This window comes from Komagataeibacter diospyri (assembly GCF_043995075.1).
Taxonomy (GTDB): Bacteria; Pseudomonadota; Alphaproteobacteria; order Acetobacterales; family Acetobacteraceae; genus Komagataeibacter; species Komagataeibacter diospyri.
On the sequence record NZ_CP171836.1, the window covers coordinates 278674 to 298157 of the forward strand.

General features: G+C 53.8%; 10 protein-coding genes and 1 pseudogene. 7 read left to right on the forward strand and 4 right to left on the reverse strand.

The features are described from left to right. Positions 1 to 381: 381 nt before the first annotated feature. The 3 genes and pseudogenes from ACE2AA_RS01415 (at position 382) to ACE2AA_RS01425 (ending at position 3914) form a co-directional block, all read left to right on the forward strand. Positions 382 to 1830 carry a carbohydrate porin gene (locus ACE2AA_RS01415; RefSeq protein ID WP_227000688.1) on the forward strand — a complete coding sequence of 483 codons (1449 nt, stop codon included), beginning with the start codon at positions 382 to 384 and terminating at the stop codon, positions 1828 to 1830. Between the two features lie 126 nt (positions 1831 to 1956). After that, positions 1957 to 2736: an acetoin reductase gene (locus tag ACE2AA_RS01420; RefSeq protein WP_395370817.1), complete on the forward strand. Its 780-nt coding sequence runs from the start codon at positions 1957 to 1959 to the stop codon at positions 2734 to 2736. A gap of 433 nt (positions 2737 to 3169) precedes the next feature. Further along, positions 3170 to 3914 (forward strand): annotated as a pseudogene (locus ACE2AA_RS01425) (IS5 family transposase). Between the two features lie 111 nt (positions 3915 to 4025). Here the strand turns inward: ACE2AA_RS01425 and ACE2AA_RS01430 are convergent. Continuing rightward, positions 4026 to 5132: a PepSY-associated TM helix domain-containing protein gene (locus tag ACE2AA_RS01430; protein WP_395370818.1), complete on the reverse strand. Its 1107-nt coding sequence runs from the start codon at positions 5130 to 5132 to the stop codon at positions 4026 to 4028. 470 nt (positions 5133 to 5602) lie between these two features. Between ACE2AA_RS01430 and ACE2AA_RS01435 the strand changes: the two genes are divergently transcribed. Continuing rightward, a complete protein-coding gene (locus tag ACE2AA_RS01435) occupies positions 5603 to 6877 on the forward strand; it encodes an MFS transporter (protein ID WP_395370819.1) in 1275 nt (424 codons plus the stop codon). A gap of 115 nt (positions 6878 to 6992) precedes the next feature. Here the strand turns inward: ACE2AA_RS01435 and ACE2AA_RS01440 are convergent, their stop codons facing one another. From ACE2AA_RS01440 to ACE2AA_RS01450, 3 genes are read right to left on the reverse strand one after another with little or no spacing between them, the layout of a single operon-like run. Continuing rightward, on the reverse strand, positions 6993 to 8243 hold the full coding sequence (locus tag ACE2AA_RS01440) for a haloacid dehalogenase-like hydrolase (RefSeq protein ID WP_395370821.1): 1251 nt from the start codon (positions 8241 to 8243) through the stop codon (positions 6993 to 6995). After that, the gene (locus ACE2AA_RS01445) at positions 8240 to 10264 is read right to left on the reverse strand and encodes a phosphocholine-specific phospholipase C (protein ID WP_395370822.1); all 2025 of its coding nucleotides are present in this window, start codon (positions 10262 to 10264) and stop codon (positions 8240 to 8242) included. The genes ACE2AA_RS01440 and ACE2AA_RS01445 overlap by 4 nt, the downstream gene beginning before the upstream one ends. Before the next feature lie 50 nt (positions 10265 to 10314). Then, positions 10315 to 12660 carry a TonB-dependent receptor gene (locus tag ACE2AA_RS01450; protein WP_395370824.1) on the reverse strand — a complete coding sequence of 782 codons (2346 nt, stop codon included), beginning with the start codon at positions 12658 to 12660 and terminating at the stop codon, positions 10315 to 10317. A gap of 735 nt (positions 12661 to 13395) precedes the next feature. On the opposite strand from ACE2AA_RS01450, the gene ACE2AA_RS01455 reads away from it, so the two are divergent. From ACE2AA_RS01455 to ACE2AA_RS01465, 3 genes are all read left to right on the forward strand, one after another. Next, the gene (locus ACE2AA_RS01455) at positions 13396 to 13968 is read left to right on the forward strand and encodes a phosphatase PAP2 family protein (RefSeq protein WP_141299513.1); all 573 of its coding nucleotides are present in this window, start codon (positions 13396 to 13398) and stop codon (positions 13966 to 13968) included. Positions 13969 to 14772: 804 nt separating this feature from the next. Further along, positions 14773 to 17001: a TonB-dependent receptor gene (locus tag ACE2AA_RS01460; protein WP_227000690.1), complete on the forward strand. Its 2229-nt coding sequence runs from the start codon at positions 14773 to 14775 to the stop codon at positions 16999 to 17001. Positions 17002 to 17318: 317 nt separating this feature from the next. Further along, positions 17319 to 19409 carry a PQQ-dependent dehydrogenase, methanol/ethanol family gene (locus ACE2AA_RS01465; RefSeq protein ID WP_395370826.1) on the forward strand — a complete coding sequence of 697 codons (2091 nt, stop codon included), beginning with the start codon at positions 17319 to 17321 and terminating at the stop codon, positions 19407 to 19409. Positions 19410 to 19484 lie beyond the last annotated feature (75 nt).

Below are 19484 nucleotides of genomic sequence, written 5' to 3' on the forward strand. Positions count from 1 at the left end.
TGACCTGTCTTGTGCTGTTTTCTGGGAATATCATGTTCCTGACAGCATGACATGCATTTCCGTGAGGTCTAGGGCATGCGCGTTCCTCATGAATGGTTTTTATTATCGGTTCTCTATCATTATATTGATAAGGGACTGTTTAAAAAGTCAGCCTTTGAAAGGTCCTGCAATCATAAGGCAGATTTTTTCAAGAAGGCAGTGCTCAAAAACCTTTATTGTTTTTTATCAACGATTTGTTTTCAGGCAGTCTTCAGGATCGGGAAGGCATCTCGCCATATCAGAATGACATGTCTGACCCTGATGGTCATATGTCTGGCCTTGGGTATGTTGCGTGTATTGCCTGCCCGTGCCGCGGATCAGGGCGCAACCGGAACATCCACCGTGGAAAGTACACAACAGCCTGCATGGTTGCGCAGGATCCTCGGCACAAAGACAGTAACAAAAAAGCTGCCGGAGGTTTCGAACCCTACGCCTTATGGCGAAACACAGCCGACAACACCCTTTTATGAAACGATCCCCGGCTTTCTTCAGGCTCCCTATGGACCGCCTTCGTTCGGTCCGCCCTATGGTACCACGCATATGCTGGGAGATTGGGGCGGTATCCAGCCCTGGCTGCAGAAACGCGGGCTGTATGTTGCGCTGGATGTTTATGAAGATCTCGCCGGCAATGTCATGGGCGGGAAAAAGCGTGATTATACTGTTGCGGGGCAGGTGGGGACCACGCTGGATGTTGACTGGGATACGCTGCTGCATTCACGCGCATGGACGAAGGATCTGTGGCTGCATATGCTTGTGGTCAATGGACATGGCCGTAACCTCAGTCGGCTGTTTGGTGACAACAGCAATCAGGTACAGCAGATTTACGGCAGCCGTGGCAATGTGCTGGCCCATCTTGTCTGGGCATATTTTGAAAAGGCATGGTTCGCGCGTAAGGTGGATCTGTCCGTGGGCTGGATACCGACCGGTGCGTTTTTCCAGAATTCGCCATGGGTCTGCAACTTCATGAATGTATGGCTGTGCGGGGGCGAGGCGCCAACCAAATTCCTGCGTGGCGGGCGTGGCTGGCCTTCGGGTAATATCGGCGGCATCCTGCGTGTAATGCCAATGAAAGAACTTTATGTCATGGGGGGACTGTTTGCTGTTTCGCCCCATAATTACAATGGGGGTATTTCCGGCTGGTCATGGGCGCAGGATGGACTGGGTAAATTATCGACACAGGCGGAAATCGGCTGGCTTCCTGCCTTTGGGCATAACCATCTGGCCGGGCATTACAAGCTGGGTGCGATGTATGATAATTCGCGGTATGATGACCTGTATGAAGATATCCATGGCAATCCATGGGTGTTGACCGGCCAGCCTGCCCGCAGGCAAAGCGGACAGACATCCGTATGGGTCATAGCCGACCAGATGCTGGTCCGCCGTGGCCCGGGCGAAATGAACGGGCTGATACTGGGCGGATATTATGCCTATGCATCCGGCCAGACTTCGCAGATCAAGCATAGCTTCATGGCTGTCCTTATGGATACGGGCGCATTGTGGCATCGTCCGCTTGACAGTGTGGGTATTGCCTTCCTGTGGGCCAGTTTCAGCCGTTCTGCCATCCTGTCACAGGAAGCGGCTGCAACCCATGGCCTTGCCCTGCCGGGAGCAAATTTCGGCATACCGTATGGTGTTCAGGGTCACGAGACGATTTATGAGGCTTATTACGGTTTCCATATAGTAGAAGGCCTGTCGATCAAACCGGATTTCCAGTATGTCAATCATGTTGGTGGCACTACGGTATTCAAGGATGCTGTAGTATTAAGCACTGCCATGAATGTCGCGTTCTGAAATGGATGTGTGCGGTATGGTTCTGGTAAAGAATACGTTTCCTTAAATCTTTTTATTGAATCGGGCGTTTTTTCGGTGTCCTGCCATATCCCATGGTGTGGAAATAAAAAAGAAAGATCACTATTCATGTCTCTTGTTGGCAAGGTAGCTGTTGTTACAGGTGCCGCACAGGGCATCGGGCGTGGTATTGCACTGCGTCTGGCGCGTGACGGGGCAGATCTGGCGCTGGTGGATATCAATCAGGACCGGCTGGCTGATGTTCGTGCGGAAATACTGGCGCTTGACCGCAGGGTCATTACGCTGGCTGCCGATATCAGTGTGCGCGAGCAGGTCTTTTCCATGATTGACCGGGCGGTGGACCAGTTGGGTGGCATTGACATCATGGTCAATAACGCCGGTGTGGCGCAGGTCAGGCCATTACTGGATGTGAGTGTGGAAGATATGGATCGTATTTTCCAGATCAATGTCAATGGTACGTTATGGGGTATTCAGGCTGCGGCGCAGGCATTCAGGAAGCTGGGCCGTAAGGGAAAGGTCATCAATGCCTGTTCCATCGCCGGGCATGAAGGGTATGCCTTCCTTGGGGTCTATTCCGCTACAAAATTCGCGGTCAGGGGACTGACGCAGGCGGCGGCAAAGGAACTTGCTCCCTTTGGCATTACCGTGAATGCCTATTGTCCCGGTGTGGTCGGGACCGATATGTGGGTGGATATAGACCGGCGCATGGCAGAAGCAACCGGTGCGGAAATTGGCGCAACCTATCGGAAATATGTCAGTGGTATCGCCCTTGGCCGGGCGGAAACGCCAGATGATGTCGCCGCCTTTGTCGCGTGGCTTGCCAGTGCGGATTCAGATTACATGACGGGACAATCGGTGCTGATCGACGGGGGAATGGTATTCCGCTGAACCGTTCGATGCATTCTGCCTATGGCCGCTTTGCCTGCAGACGCATGGACTGGTTTGTGTGCAGGTTTTATGGGGCTATCAGGTCAGTTATTATAACACGTAACAGAATTTAAATGTCCCTTATCCGCCTGTAGCCGCAGGAATGACAGCATATTCAGGTCTGTGGGAAACGGTCGGTTTTTCTGGATATCAGGCTGCATGACGGGGCAGCATAAAAGCGGAACGTCAAGGTTATCGGTAGTTCATACTGCCTGTCTCGGTCCCGCTATTTGTTTGGTATGGCCCCGTCAGGCGCGCCGTATGGTAAAGCATTACAGGAAATGCCACATCCGTCCTTTTGTATCGATGGCGTTTTGCACGATTCTTTATGTAGCTTATGGGGGCCTGTTGGGAATTGGTTTTTTCAAGTCTCTTGATATGCTGCAAAACCTTTATGAATTGCTTCATCCTGATCGATGCCCAATGGGCGAAAATGGAGCCGCTGTGCCTTGGGAAGAAGACGGATCGGGGACGCAGCGGGAAGGATAACCGCCTCTTTATCGAAGCGGTCTTATGGATCGCCCTGACGGGCAGTCCGTAGCGGGACCTGCCACCGTATTGCGGACACTGGAACCCGGTTTACCTGCGCTACAGCGACTGGACGAAGGCCGGGGTTTTTCAGCGAATTTTCGAAGCCGTCTCTGGCGATACCGATATGGAATATGCGATGGTACGGTGATCCGGGTTCACCGCCATGGGCAGGGGGCAAAAAGGGGACCTGAAAACAGGCAATCAGACGCAGTGTAACGGAATGGTCAACGAAGATCATCGCCATGACTGATGCCCTGGGCAATCTGATCCGCTTTACCCTCATTCTCGGCCAGCATTACGACACGGTCGGGGTTGCGCCCCGTCTCCAACCGGCAGATTTCTGGAAGATTCCTGCTGACAGGGCGTTTGACGTCCACTGGATCGTGTATGCCATCCGCGCGCAAGGCGCCTGCATGGTCATTCCCCAGCGCTCGAGCCGCCTCGACAGACGCCCGTTCGATTGGGCCCTGTTCAAAGCGCGCCATCTCATTGAGAACTTCTTCTGCAAGCTCAAGGCGCTCAAGCGCATCGCCATGCGGAGCGATAGGACAGACAGATCATTTGCAGCCATGAACCATCTCGCCGCCGCAATCATCAATTCACGATAATTCTCAACAGGCCCCAAAAAAGGTGGCGTTCTTTAAAGCTTTTTGAAAAAGCGATACCGAAAACTCTTCTATGATTCGCAGGCATTATGATCGGCAATGCGGGTTTAGCCGTTATGACCCATTTTCGCGGCGTGCTGCGCCCCGACGGCGTATGGTCCACATACCCACGCCGGAGAACGCCAGCACGACAAGCACCAGTCCACCTGCCGCCACGGCGGTTTTCCATATGACGGCGACGGGAGCAGGCGCAGCAAGCCTTGCTTCATGAAGCATATGCAGCCACTGGAAGCTCCATTCTCCCCGGCGTTGTTGTCCTGGGTTGCGGGTTATGTGCATGCGGCCTGTCGGGGCATCGTATTGAACGGTAGCCGGGTGGTTGGGGCCATAGGCAGGCAGGATCACTTCGAGCGACTGTTGTGCCGGGTGTTCCCCCAACTGCACTGATAACAGGATCGTTTCCGGCATCTGTTTTTTTAGCGCAGCCAGTGATTCGTCCAGTCCCTGTTCTCCTGTGGTGGAGGCTGGGGACGCATGTTCATGATGGCTGTGTTCATGGGCAGCGGGACGACTGATGCCAAACAGGGGACGTGCGAAGGGAAACGCCAGCACGGATCCGCTAAGTGCCATGAAAAGTAGCAGGAACGAAAACCAGAATCCTGAACTGACATGCACCTCCCGCCACAGGCGCAGGCCACGTGCACGGGGTGCAATCATGACGGTCTTGCGCCATTTTCCCGTTTTCCATAATGCGGGATGGGGCCACCATATGACCAGACCTGTAAACGCCATGGCGCTTAGTATGATGCCCATTATGCCTGTTGCCGTCTGTCCGTAGGGCAGCAGGAACAGATCCGCATGAAGATTGTGCAGGAAGCGGATATAGGACGGCACAACATATGTATTGATAACCGACGGATGATAGGGATTGACGAACACTTCAAAGGTCGGATGCCGTTCTCCTGCTGGCCCATATGTGACCATGGCGCTATCGCCGGCCCAGCGTGCGGGGATGAGGCGCAGCGGGATCATGCCGGCCGGGGCGCGAGGGCGGGATGCGGCAATTATGGCTTCGGCCCCGGCCTGTGCATCAGTAGCCGTGACATGGGGGCGTTGTGGCAGCAGCAGCGGAATGACGATCAGCAGCGTTCCGGTCAGTCCCTGCAGGACCAGTGGAAGCATAAGGAGAAGTCCCATCCAGCGATGGATTTTACGAAACACGCTGCTTGTTTTCCTGCATGTCTATGACAGACCATAATGCTATCATGGCATGATCATGATGACCAACCATCCAACCCCTGGATTGAAGTAAAAAAACGTATCATTTTCCTGTTTTGTATAATGTGCATTGATTGAACGCTTTATGTGATGCGCATCATCAATTGCAGATCAGAATATGAAATATTTATATGTAAAAATATCTATAAATAATGGTATTTATGTAGCCTGATCGGAATATAACTTTTGCGGTCGGTTAATGATACCTGAAGTGGTGACGCGTCCCTCAGGATGGAGGATATGCTGGTTTTTTGTTGCGACCGTATAATGATATGGTAAAAATTTTTATATTGCAGCCTGCGCATATACAAAATGGCAATGCTGATAAATTCAGAAAATGTGTTCGCCGGAATGAACCGATTCCGTTATGAATGGAGTGCTGTGGATAAGGCTACAGGTCAACAGGAGGGTTTGTGAACAACGGTCCAGGTCATGCGCGCCGCGCGGCACTGTCGGCTTTTGTCGGCACTTCGCTCGAATTTTATGATTATTACGTCTATGCGCTGGCATCCGCGCTGGTTCTGGGTCATGTATTCTTTCCCGGTGAAAAAACGACTGTTTCCGATATCGCATCTTTCGGCACGCTGGCGGCAGGGTTCATCGCCCGTCCTCTGGCTGGCACCGTATTCGGCATTCTGGGGGATCGCTGGGGGCGCAGGCGGATACTGACCCTGACGGTGGCGGCGATGGGACTGGCCACCATGGGGGTGGGTCTGCTGCCGGGTTATGCGTCCATCGGGGTATGGGCACCCATCCTGCTGGTGGCGCTGCGTATCGTGCAGGGCATATCAGTCGGAGGGGAATGGGGTGGCGCCGTGCTTATGGCCAGTGAGCATGCGACGGCGGGCAGCAAGACATTCGCGGCCTCCTTCGCACAGCTTGGCAGTCCGGCCGGTATGCTGCTGGCATTGCTGACCTTTCGCATGGCCAATGCCTTTGGGGTGGAAACGTTTCTGGCCTGGACATGGCGTATCCCGTTCCTGTTGGGAGGCGGTATTGCGTTGGGCTGCTACCTGTTGCGACGGCAATTGCATGAAACCCCTGAATTCCTTGCCCAGGTCGCAGATGCACAAGCGCCACCGCCTTCATCCCTGCGTGCCCTGTCGGGAGAGTGGACAAAAATTGTTTATGCCGGTGCTGCTGCCGTCATCGGGACGGCAGGTTTTTTCTTCATGAACACGTTCCTGCTCAGCTATGCAACGCGTTATGAACATATTGACCGCGAAACCATTCTGAATGCGCTGTTCATTGCCACTTTTCTGCAACTTGTCACCCAGCCACTGGCGGCATGGACTGGCGAACGGGTAGGGGAGACGCGTTTCCTGCTGACCACGGCAACGGCCTGTGCCTTTCTGCCCTATCCCATGTTCCTGCTTTTGCGGACGCATGATATCTGGCTGATTTCAGCGGGTATCTCAGCCACTATTGTTACCTTGTCCGCCTTTTATGCCGTTGTGGCCGGATATATGGCGGCAGCTTTTCGGCCTGCGATTCGTTATACTGCCATTTCCATTGCCTATCAGACCAGTTCTTCGCTGATTTCCGGTTTTACGCCGTTGATCGGGACGCTCATCGCTGCCCGTTATGCAGGGCAATGGCTGCCGCTAGCTGTTTTTTTCTCCATTCTTGCAGGGATATCCATTGTGGGTGTTCTTGGTCTGGCGCGTACAGGTCCTGCAGGGCAGTGAGAGAAATTTTTAAATGCTTCACCCCAAAAATCTCTTAATCGATTGCCTGATATTTTCCGGGCAGGCTTTTTACGCTGCTTCTTGGCCTTTTCATCCTGTCATACGGAGTATGTTTTCAGGAATGCGTAACCACCAGTGCGGGTAATCGGGAACCCATGGGAATGCTCTGTTCTGATGGTCGCCATTCACCGGTATTCTCATCGCGTCCCTGCAGGACAAAGCGGGGCTGCGGGACTGATAACTGTGCTGCGGCCCGGCTTGCTATGGTACCAATCGGGCCGGAAGACAGTCGGTTGACCACCAGCCCAAGGCGGGTATCGGGAAATTCGGTCAGCATGGCGTAATCCCCGTCACTATCCCCACACACCAGTAACGGTCCATAACCGCGTGCCCCTGCCAGTGCCTGACGTATGGCACGTACCTTGCCCGTGCGATAGGTGACGGGCCAGTGCGGTGCGGCATCAAGCCCCAGTCTGCCACCGGACCAGTCCATACGTACGCCCATAATATTCTGGCGTGGCAGGTCATAGCCATAATCGGGATCGGTAGCGAACACGGCCACGACGTCTTCCAGTGATGCGGAACAGACATAAACATCAATGCCCGCCTGCTGCAGCACCGATTGCAGGTTCGCGATCTCCGGTGTCAGGCGCAGTCCGGTCTGGATGGGGCGTGCAACGATGCCTGCCTGTCCGGCCCGGGTGTGCGGCGTGATCCATGTTTCCTGTCCCATGCCCTGCGCCAGATGCCATGAGTTGGATGCCTTGGCCAACGCCGCCAGTCCGGTTGCGTCATGACCGGCCAGCAAGCGGATGATCCAGCGGCAGGCTATATCTCCATTGCATGTGGCGTTGATGGCATCATAGGCAAAAACAAGCTTCGAACGCAGACTTAGCAGCGCCGGGTCTGTTGGCGCCGGGGGCATGGACCGGGCGGACAGAAGGGCATAATCCGCGCACAGATCGGCATGAAGGTCCCTGAAGCGGATATTTTGTCCACATACGGTCCGAAAGGGGCCTGTAAATGTGTGTGCAGGTACGTCGCGTGCTGTCGCCTGGGCAAAGGTTTCGGCTGACATCGCGAATGCAAAATGGTTGGCCGTGTAATGCAGCAGGCTTTCCTCGCAATCGCCCGCGATACAGGTGTTGTCCCAGTCGAATACGGCATAAGGGCGCCGGGCCGGGTTATAGCTGGCGGCGGCATTGCCATGGATGGCGATCAGGCGTTCGATTATGCGGCGGGTGCGGGGCGCCCATTTCAGCGGTGCCAGCGCCGGGGCGCATCCAGCGGCCCATGCGGGCAAAGATGGGCTGATGCCTGCCGTGATACCAGCGGCCAGCATGGTGCGACGGGTCAGGAATTTCATGCGCCGGTCTGGCCCATATGGGGATCCGTACGGCTTGGCCTGCCATTTTCGATATGTCCCGCCAACTGGATCAGGCGGTGCGCGTGATGCGGGTCGTGGACGGTCAGGTCATACCAGTGATCGGATGCGGCGATCGGCCATATGGTGTCGGTTGTCATATTGGGAGACAGTTCGGATTCGTGGACGGTGTGGGTATAGGCATCTTCAATCCGGACCGTGCGGGATGCATGGCCATGGTTATGCAGCGACAGCACAACCACGTCACGGGCCGGGTCGTAACGCAGGGTTGCGCCCGGCAGGCTCTTGCCCTGAAACTGGCGGAAGAAACCGTTAGGTCCATGGATCGTCACGGGCTGGCTGCCGTGGGCTGTGACCGGTATGGTCATGTCGGATCCGGTGCCCAGTGTATAATGGCGTGTTATCCTGCCATCACGGATACGCAGTACCGCACCCTGCCTGCCTTCATTCGCGATATGGAGATGACCCGGCGCAATCAGGTCCGCATGCAGCCGGTAGGGCAGGGCGCGGGCTGGACGTTGGCCGGTTTCCTGCTGCGGCAGAGCCTGCTGGACGGGAATATTGGGCTTGGGCAGCATGCATGACTGGCGTGTTTCCGCCAGATAGGTATCCGTTCGCGGCAGGTGCGCGGCCCACCGGCGGTCCGTCTGCGCAAAATCGAAAATGGAGGTCATGTCCCCGCATACAGCGCGCCGCCATGGGGTGATGTTGGGAGCTTCTACACCAAAACGCGTCTCAAGGAAGCGCAGGACCGAGGTATGGTCGAATACCTGTGAATTAACCCAGCCGCCCTTGGTCCATGGTGAGACCACGATTGCGGGCACGCGCGGCCCCAGTCCCACCGGGACGGTATGATAGGATTCCCCATCGGTTGCGATCGTGCTGGTTCCTTGGCGTGGGTCAAGTGCGGGGACCGGCGGGGGAACGTGGTCAAAGAAACCATCATTTTCATCATAATTCAGGATAAAAACTGTTTTGGCCCAGACATCGGGATGGCGCACAAAAACGTCCATCAGCCGGGAGATCAGGTGTTCGCCGTAACCGGGCGGGGCATCGGGATGTTCCGACAGGGCGGCTGGCGGCACGATCCATGAAACCTGCGGCAGCCTGCCATGCGCGACATCATCTTCAAAGGCGGCGACAAGGTAGCGGCCTTCGGTATCATGCATGTTGGTGGCGGTGGATCCCGGCACGATCAGGCGGGCGCGCTGATATTCCCATGACCGGGGATCAAGGTTACGAAATTGTGCAAAGGACGCCAGCGGGTTGTCACCAAAATTGTCATATTCCTGATAAACGCGCCATGATATGCCAGCCGCCTGCAGTTTTTCGGGATAGGTGGTCCAGCGGAAAGGTGTGAAATCAGCCCGGTCATGCGCCATGTCCGCGGACCAGTTGCCATCATCGACATTCCGTATGGCCTGCAATCCGTCATTACCGACCACCAGCCCGTTCGTGCCTGTGAACAGGAACAGTCGATTGGGGTTGGTCGGTCCGAAAATGGAGGCATGATAGGCATCGCATATCGTAAAGGCATCGGCCAGCGCATAATAATAGGGAATTTCCGCGCGGGTGAAATGGCCCATGGTCATGGGCGTCTTGTGCGGCACCCATGTGTTCCAGTCATTCCATGCCGTCTGTGTGCCTTTCCAGCTATGGTCAAGGCTGGCAAGGCAGGCGCTGGAGGTATGCGCGGTATTGAACAGGAAGGGCATGATATGGCCACCCTTCCCATCCGGTTGTGCAAAGACACTGCTGCCATCGGGCAGTTTTTCAGCGCGGGGATCACCATATCCCCGCACGCCCTGCAGGCAGCCGAAGTAGTGATCGAATGACCGGTTTTCCTGCATCAGGATAACCACATGCTCCACGTCCTGTATCGTGCCGGTCACCCTGTTGGGGGCGACCGCCAGTGCCCGTTTCAGGTTTTCAGGCAGCGTCGCGCCAACGGCGGCTGCTGCGCTGAATTTCAGGAACTGACGGCGGTTGGGGATATCGGACATGGGGTGGTCATCCATAGACTGATGAAGGGTCGAAAGCCGGCGTGGTGATATCAGAAAAAGTGCTTGCGCAGGGTGAAGAAGACCATGCGCGGCGCACCGGCCTGCAGTGTCTGCAGGCTGCCCGTGGGGTCGCTTACCGCAAAGCCCGTGCTGCCGACCGTTGCCACGTAGCGCTTGTCGAACAGGTTGGTCACGTTGATCTGCGCATCCAGACCACGCAGTGCCCAGTTATGGCTGTGGAAACGGTAACCGACGTTCAGGTTGAAGATGTCATTCGGCTTGATCCACTGGTCGTTGGTGTAAGTATAGGTCCGGCGTCCCTGATACTGCATGCCAATATTACCCCAGATCGTGCCATCATCATAACTGATCTGGACGTTGGCCAGGTTGCGCGGCATGCCAACCACGCTCTTGCCGCGGGTGGCGTAGGTCACGCCGCCCGTAGTCAGGTTGTCATCATAGACGGACTGGTTATATGCGTAGGACACATACAGCGACCAGTTATCCGCAAAGCGGTAGTTGAATGCCGTATCAATGCCACGGGCGGTCACGCCACCGACATTCGTCAGGATACTGGCGTAACCCTGAACGTTCGTGCCGCTGGATACAGGTGAAATGGATGCCAGCCGGTCCTCGAATTCGATGTAGTAACCGGTAATGGACGCCTGGATGCGCCGGTTATGGAATCGGTAGCCAATTTCCTCGCTGTAGGACATTTCCGGGTGCAGCGTTTTCTTGGACGCGGCATAGGCGGCGGATGTCATTGCAAACGGACTGGTGGCGCCCGTGGTCGAGTTGTCAAAGGCCGCCATGTTGCGGGCGAAATCGGCAAAGATTTCGTTATGGCGGTTGATGCGGTAGTTGGCGCCAAGCTGCGGCAGGAAACCATTGGCCGAGGTAATGGAACCCGATGCATATGTATTGGCCATCGGTGTGCCCATGTAGTTGCCTTCCAGCTGGCGGCCCCGGTTATCGACAACCAGTGACTTGAAACCGTAATTCAGTTTCAGGGCCGGGGTGATCTGCCATGTATCCTGAATATGGAACTGGTAGGTCTTGGTGTTGAAGGCGCTCTGCCACTGGGTTTCGAACGGGTTGTTGCGGAACCAGTGGACGGAACTGCCTGTATATTTGTCCGCGCTGAGCGGATAGAAGCGACGTGCCTGTTCAAAATCGTTGTTTTCAAACCAGAAGCCACCTTCAATCGTATGATGTGCGATCTCATAGGACAGGCTGCCGATAAAGCCTTCGCGGTGAATGTCATATTCCGTGGTGCGGACGGAAAGTGGAGATCCACCCAGGGATGCAGGTGTTGCCGTATATGGCGTGGCGTAAATGCCTTCACCCGTATTGGTATGACCGTAAACGGTGGCGAAGCCCTTCAGGTGGTCGGTCAGATGGAAATCGAACTTGCCATACCCCAGCACATCCTGACGCAGGCCGGCGGAGTTGTAATAGGACTGGTCCTGATTGGCGATGCCTGCGGGGAAGGGCTTGCCGGTCTGGTAAGCCGTGGCGATCTGCTTGGCCAGTCCATAGTTGTTGGTAACGTTATCGACGTTATAACCCTTGGTCTGGATCATCTGCAGTGAGAGATCCTGATAATCATTTTCCGCGCGCTGGCTGTAATCACCGAACAGGGTGAGCTTGACCTTGTCACCCAGCGGCTGGATGAACTTGGCATTGGCCTGCTGCTGCTGCTGGATGCCGTCGCCCTTCCACTTGTTGGCATCCTGATAGTCATAGGAAACATACAGCCGCCCGCCACCGGGCAGGGTGCCTGAATTGATACGGGCAAATGTGCGCCATGTGCCGTATGACCCCACGGTACCCGCTACATCAACGCCAAATTTCTTGCTTGGGTCAATGGACGTGAATTCCAGCGCGCCACCGAGATCGTTTGATGCAGCCACACCGACCGCACCCGCGCCCTGGGCCAGTGTTGCCGGCCCATTATTTTCCGTCTGCAGCGCACGACCGATTGAAAGACCGTTATCGTTACCATAAGCGAGGTTTCCCAGCGGGATGCCATCCATGGTGAAGCCAAGGCGGCTCTGGTCAAACCCACGGATGATGATCTGCTGCGACCACTCATACGATCCCAGCGGATCGGAAGAAGTGAACATGACGCCCGGCAGCTTGGACAGGGTCTTGAGCGGGCTGGTGCCGGGGGCGACTTCCTGCAGGGCGAGATGAGACAGCGACTGTGTTTCACGTGCGGCGCCCGCGCCCATGACAATGATAGATTCCGCCTTGGTGGCGGTTACGGAATCCGCCCTGGCGTTTGCCGTGGCTTTGCCTGCAGGGGCTTTGCCACGCTGGTCCGTCTGCTTGGTTACAGGCTGCTTCTGTGCCGTGCTGGCTGCATGGGCATTATGGAAAAACAAAGAACTCATGCATGTTGTGAGAAGAAGAATCTTATTCTTTTTCATGCAGCGTGATCCCTCATGACAAGGCCCCGATTGGTGGTGGTTGGATGACGCGGCACACCCTATGTTTCGGGTTTCATGGTGTCTCGTGATGATTTTATGACACTATAATTACAGTATTATTAAATCTTTATATTATGCGACTGAGGAAATAATCGAATTGTTTCTAAAATGTTTTTGCAGTATTGTATCTATTTTATTTTGGTAATTTATGCGGGGTATTCGCGTGAATGTTTTTTGCGATTCATGTTCTCCGAAATAAATAACAATAATTTTATTATTTTATGTGGAATTTTTATTTAAAATATTTATCAATATATGAGGAATTATTTTCATGATGACAGGCGGTGTGGGAGGCATATGGAGTGTTCATGTATGATGGATTCAGAAAGAAATCTAATCCGGATACGAAGCAGTTTTTCATAATTTCATTAATATGAATGGAAAATATTGAAACGATATGGATATGAATTGAGGGCGGCTGTCCGGGTTTCAGGCATTGATGTGCGATGTAGGAATATATTGTTGTTTTTATGACACAGGGGCGAACGTTATCGTAATGGCAGCATATACGGACCATATCCACAGTGTCGCAATTGCCAATGTCATTTGCGCATGGCCCTGCGCATACGCAGTGTTCTGGTGGTCATGTCCTGCCTGTGATATGCCGTACGCAAACAGGACAGGGTGGCCCTTTCCCCCATGATGCGTTTCATCACCGACTTCGCCGATCAGGCCGATATTCTGCCGGTAGTGGTGACGGTTGGCTGTATCATGGGATTGCATGGATGGTGGCGGGGCATGCGGGTCTGGTGTTCGGTGATCCCCCTGACGCTGGGTGTGATGCTTCTGCTCAAGATCGCGGGGCTGTATTATGCATGGTTCACGCAGGCGGACGTGTTCAGCCCCAGCGGGCATGTGGCGGCCGCCTGCATTACGTATGGCGGGCTGCTGGTTATGTTGCTGCGTCGTCGGTTTATCCATTATCCGGCTGCTATGCTGCTGCCCCTGCTGGGGGTTGCTGTGGTTATGGGATTTACCCGCTGGCGATTGCAGGCCCATACCATAGGCGAAATCGTGACCGGAACATGCATCGGGTGTGCTGCCGGGATGGTATTGGGACTGAAATGTGGTCCGGTACCCCGTTCGCTATGGGGGTATCTGCTGCCCTGCGTCGCGTGCGTCGCCCTGCTGTTCCACGGGCTTCATATGGGGGCGGAAGAAACGATCCGTCGTGTCTTTTGTCCTCAGGAAATTTTTCCGACCCATCTATAATAACCGGTTCAGGATATCTCAACAAATTTACGTCATTATAATGTTTAATTTCATATATCATAAAAATTCAACATTGTTATTTCGTTTTATTTGTGGTGACATGAAAAGCCCATTACAAATTGTGGAAAGCCAATTGCAGGAGCATGTGCCCTTGATCGGTCAGAAAAGGGTTTTCTGAATCATATGCTTTTGATGGGTGGGTTGCAGGTATGCCGGGATAAGGTGAGGCAGGATTGCAATCCTGAGAACGCATAATATATCAGGCGATTTGCGATTAATTGTAATAGTCAAGCAAATGATAGATTATTCTGGGCATAAATGCTGGGAATCAGGCAATCAGACGTGCCGTATTTCGTCAGGTGCGAGATAACCGGTACCAGCTATCGCCCGTGATAGGGAATGATTCCTGATGTAAATTCGTTACTTTAATCAAACGTTTAATTATATTATTACATTCGTTTTCAAAAACCAAAAATAAAGAAAAATTTTGAAATATTTCAACCTGAATGTAGTTAAAATGCACCAGTATGTTGTAAATTTGTCATGTTTCCTTGGGGCTATAACAAAAGATGTGGACATAGATAAAACGTTTCGAATTAATATCGAAAAATATTGATTCTTACTTGAGGCGCGTAGATGAAAAAAACGTTTTCATTCTGGACTTTATGCCTTGGGGCAACGGCCCTGACATGGGATGCCCATGCTGCCAGCTCTGATCAGCAGAATACAGTAATACGTGCGCAATCGGATTCCATTTCAAATAAGGGAAAGGCTACCCGGAGTGCCGCACACCATACGGCACAGATGCCCCAGCCCAGGAATGAACAGATTTCGGTCACCAGGTCTCATTCCGTCTCTCACGGATCGGAACAGACGGTTGGACAGAAGGTCATGCAGCAGTTCGTGCCCGGTACGAACCCGCTGAAGGTTCTGGCCGCACGTACGCCGGGTCTCAGCTTCAGTTCAGGCGATGCCCTGGGGCTGGATGCCTGGTCCAGCAGCCTTTATATGCGTGGCTTCTTCTGGAATGAACTGGGCATGACGCTGGACGGGATCCCGCTGAATGACCAGTCGTATAATACTGTCAGTGGCCTTGGCCTCAGTCAGGCGATCATTACCAATAATATTGGTTTCATGTCTGTCTCTCAGGGTGGTGGCGCAGTAAACGTGGCGTCCAATACCAATCTGGGTGGCGCGATTCAGGTCCACAGTAGCGATCCTTCCGACAGGATGGAAGGACAGGTCTCGCAGATGTTCGGAAGTAATGCGTCCTTCCGAACTTTTGGGCGTTTTGATAGCGGTAAGCTGAATTCATCGGGAACCAAGTTCTACGTTTCATATGCGCGCTCTGATACGCATAAATGGAAAGGGGGCGGTGACCAGTTGCAGCAGCAGGCGGAAGCCAAGCTGGTGCAGCCCGTAGGACAGGACAGCCATATTTCCGCATTCATGAACTGGTCCAACAATTCGCAATGGGGTTACGCGGATATGTCGCTGGCCAGTATCCGTAAATACGGCTGGCGGACGGATGATTATTATCCTGATTTTGGCAAAGCATATGCGGCGGCCGCGGCCGGGAATTATGACACCATTTATGATGGTGGCCAGCATCAGGTTTCCTATCTTGGTGGTCTGACACTTGATTTTGCCCTGACCAATAACCTGCGCTGGAAAACCATTTTTTATGGCAATAGCGAAGTATTGTATACGACTTATGGCAATCCCTATCAGCCATCAGTCAACAAGATGGGCGGGGATTCCGCTGCACCGTTTTCGGAACAGGTATGGCAGTCCCACGAAGTCCGTTATGGCATGACATCGGCCATCCAGTACGATATTGCGCATAACCATATCGAATCCGGCATCTGGCTGGAAAACAATAATCAGGAACAGTCCAACTATTTTTATAATGAACCGACCCTGGCATCCGGCGCGCCACCTCTTCTGACAATCGGGCCCTATAATACCTACGGCAAGGCCTTCATGTCGCCCTACGGGTTCAAGTGGACGACGAATACATTCCAGTATTTCCTGTCCGATGTGTATCATCCCGTGCGTAACCTGGATATTCATGCGGGCTTCCGGTCCATGATTACGACCACATCCGGCGGCGCACAGTGGCAGGATCCGGCCTTTACCGGCAGCACGGATCCGCTTGCAAACGGCTCACTGACCGCGGCAGCGGCGTTCCTGCCGCATGTTGCCGTGAATTACCGCTTCCTGCCCGGTCACGAAATCTATTTCGATGTAGCCGAAAATATGCGTGGCTATCAGGTTCAGGCGTATGAAGGGGGTGGTGCCTCGCCATGGTCCGTGCAGAACCAGGCGACATTCAAGGGACTGCAGAAGACGCTGCGTCCGGAACGTGACTGGGTTTACCTGGTGGGGTATCGCTATACTTCCCGGCCCGTCATTGCCTCGATCGATGCTTATCATGCCGATGCTTATCATCGCCTGCAGTATGGCGAAGTGCCCGGTAGTCAGGGGTTGGGCAACGTTGTCGGTACGGTTGTCGATACGGGGCATGTTTCGATCTATGGTGTAGACGCTGCTCTTACCATTCAGCCGTTCAGACGCGGCGTGATGAAGGGGCTTTCTGCATTTAGCAGCATCAGCTACAACCACTCGACCTATGGCAGCAATTTTCCCGACGGTTCCGGGGGCTATGCGGATACGCGCGGCAAGAAATTCGTGAACTTCCCACAGATCATGTATAAGGCGAATATTACCTATGGCTATAAGGGTGCGGAAGTACACCTTGATGCCAACTACTATTCAAAACGTTATTTCAGCTATACAAACGATACATGGGTCGCACCCTACTGGCTGGTCAATCTGGGGGCGCGTTACCGGTTTGGGGACTATGGTCCACTGAAGGGACTGACATTTGATTTCAGTGTGTATAACCTGAATAACACCAAATATATTTCCATGATGGGTGAGAATGGAAACCCCACGTCAGGCGATGCCTATTCCATGGAGCGCGGGGCAGTACGACAGTATTTCGGAACGATCAGTGCGCATTTCTACTGAATAAAGAAAATCTGTTTCATATGTTGTATTAAGGGGGCAGGAATCAATCTGTCCCTTTTTTTATTTTGAATGAAATCCATTCACGATATGTCGGGTTTATTTTATTCCTTCCGGCGTAATGTCTGTCCGTGGGCAGGGGATCCCGGTTGATGATGCGAAAAACCACGTGTAGTTTCTGTTGATATTAGATACGATATGGAAATATTTAAGTCGAATGGGCTTGGTCGGGAAAGGAAATATGCTCTATGGGAATGCGGTATAAGAATATTCGGGGCGACCATTTTTCCAGTCTTCGGTTGCGTGATGTTCTGCTGGGTATGGGAATCCTCCTGTGTGCGGCTGTTCCGGTGCGCGCGGAAACAACAGGGGATGCCATTATTCATGCCGATGATCATCCCGATGACTGGCTGACCCATGGCCGTACTTATTCAGAACAGCGATATAGCCCGTTAAAGCAGATCAATGCCAAAACCATCGGCCATCTGCATCTGGCATGGCATTATGATCTGGATACCAGCCGGGGGCAGGAAGCAACGCCTCTGATCATCAATGGTGTCATGTATACCACCACCGCATGGAGCAAGGTCAAGGCGTTGGATGCCGCGACTGGACGTCTGCTATGGGCCTATGATCCGAAGGTGGACGGCAAGGTCGGGGTCAGGGGATGTTGCGACATCGTGAACCGTGGCCTGGGCTACTGGAATGGCAAGCTGTATCTGGCGACCTTTGACAACAGGCTGATTGCACTGGATTCCCGGGATGGCAAGGTTATCTGGAGTATCAATACGATCCCGACAGATGCCGATCTGGGGCAGCAGCAGGCCTATACCATTACCGGTGCACCGCGTATTGCAAAGGGTAGGGTGCTGATCGGGAATGGTGGTGCGGAATTCGGTGCCCGTGGCTTCATTTCGGCATTCGACGCGGAAACGGGCAAGCTGGACTGGCGGTTCTTTACGGTACCCAATCCGCATAACAGACCTGACCATGCGCCATCCGATACGGTTCTTATGACCCGTGCCTATCCGACATGGAGCCCCACAGGCGCATGGGTGCGGCAGGGTGGTGGTGGCACCGTATGGGATTCGATCGTATATGACCCTGTGACGGATCTGGTCTATTTCGGGGCGGGTAACGGGTCGCCATGGAGTTATGGCATCCGTTCCAATGGAAAGGGGGACAACCTCTTCCTTGACAGCATTGTCGCCGTAAAGCCGGATACGGGGGAATATGTCTGGCATTTTCAGGAAACACCTGAAGACCAGTGGGATTATACATCAACCCAGCAGATCATGACGCTTGACCTTCCCCTTGATGGGCAGATGCGGCATGTGATCGTGCATGCACCCAAAAACGGTTTTTTCTACGTTCTGGATGCCGCGACGGGTGAATTCATTTCTGGGAAAAACTTCGTTTTCGTGAACTGGGCAAAAGGTCTGGATCCGAAAACCGGGCGGCCAATCTTCAATCCGGATGCGCAGTATTCCGTCACCGGCAAGCCATTCTATGTCTTTCCGGGGGATATGGGTGGGCACGGTATTGCCGCCATGAGCTACAGCCCACGCACGGGACTGGTATACCTGCCGACCCAGCAGGTGCCCGATCACCTGAAGGGCGCACGTAAATTCAAGCCCCTGCCTGATGGCTGGAATCTGGGGCTGGATATTCAGCCAGATGATAAAATGCCATCCGTCGAGGAACAGAAAGCTGGTGTCAGGGACCTACGGGGATCGCTGGTGGCATGGGATCCCGTGGCGCAGAAAGCACGCTGGGAAGTGGTGCAGAAAGGACCGGCAAATGGCGGGGTTCTTTCCACCGCTGGTGACCTGGTGTTCCAGGGGCTGACCGACGGCACGTTCCATGCCTATGACGCACATGATGGGAAGGATCTTTTCAGCTTCGATGCGCAGAGCGGCATTATCGCCTCTCCCGTCAGCTATCGTATCGGCGGTCGGCAGTATGTCGCCATTGAAGTGGGATGGGGCGGATCGTATGGCCTGTTTGCCACCGGGCTGGCACGTCAGGAAACGGGGGCTGTCAATCATTCCCGTGTCCTTGCATTCGCCCTTGATGGCAGGGACCATCTGCCGACTGTCAGTGATGACCCTGTTCCTTCATCCCCACCGCCTGCATCGTTCGTGCCCCGGCAGGCACTGGCGGGTAGCCAGCAGTACCTGAATTATTGTCAGTACTGCCATGGTGCCAATGTGGAATGGAATGGCGTCCTGCCGGATTTAAGGAAGTCCCCGGCCATTCAGGACAAAAACAGTTTCTATGCGATTGTTGGCAAAGGGGCGCTGAGCAGTTTCGGCATGGATGGGTTCGAAAAATCCATGAAACCGGATGAAATTGAAAGCATCCGGCAGTTTATCATCGAACGCGCACACCAGACCCTGTCACAACCATGATGGCGTAAAGGGCAGCTTTCTGCCCGCAGGCTGTCTGAAAAGCCTGTTTTTGCGACATTATGCAGATTATAAAAA

Coding starts and splice junctions, on each gene's coding strand:
- ACE2AA_RS01420 (WP_395370817.1), top strand. CDS start 1,957: ATGTCTCTTGTTGGCAAGGTAGCTGTTGTTACAGGTGCCGCACAGGGC.
- ACE2AA_RS01440 (WP_395370821.1), bottom strand. CDS start 8,243: ATGAAATTCCTGACCCGTCGCACCATGCTGGCCGCTGGTATCACGGCA.
- ACE2AA_RS01445 (WP_395370822.1), bottom strand. CDS start 10,264: ATGTCCGATATCCCCAACCGCCGTCAGTTCCTGAAATTCAGCGCAGCA.
- ACE2AA_RS01450 (WP_395370824.1), bottom strand. CDS start 12,660: ATGAGTTCTTTGTTTTTCCATAATGCCCATGCAGCCAGCACGGCACAG.
- ACE2AA_RS01455 (WP_141299513.1), top strand. CDS start 13,396: ATGATGCGTTTCATCACCGACTTCGCCGATCAGGCCGATATTCTGCCG.
- ACE2AA_RS01460 (WP_227000690.1), top strand. CDS start 14,773: ATGCCCCAGCCCAGGAATGAACAGATTTCGGTCACCAGGTCTCATTCC.
- ACE2AA_RS01465 (WP_395370826.1), top strand. CDS start 17,319: ATGGGAATCCTCCTGTGTGCGGCTGTTCCGGTGCGCGCGGAAACAACA.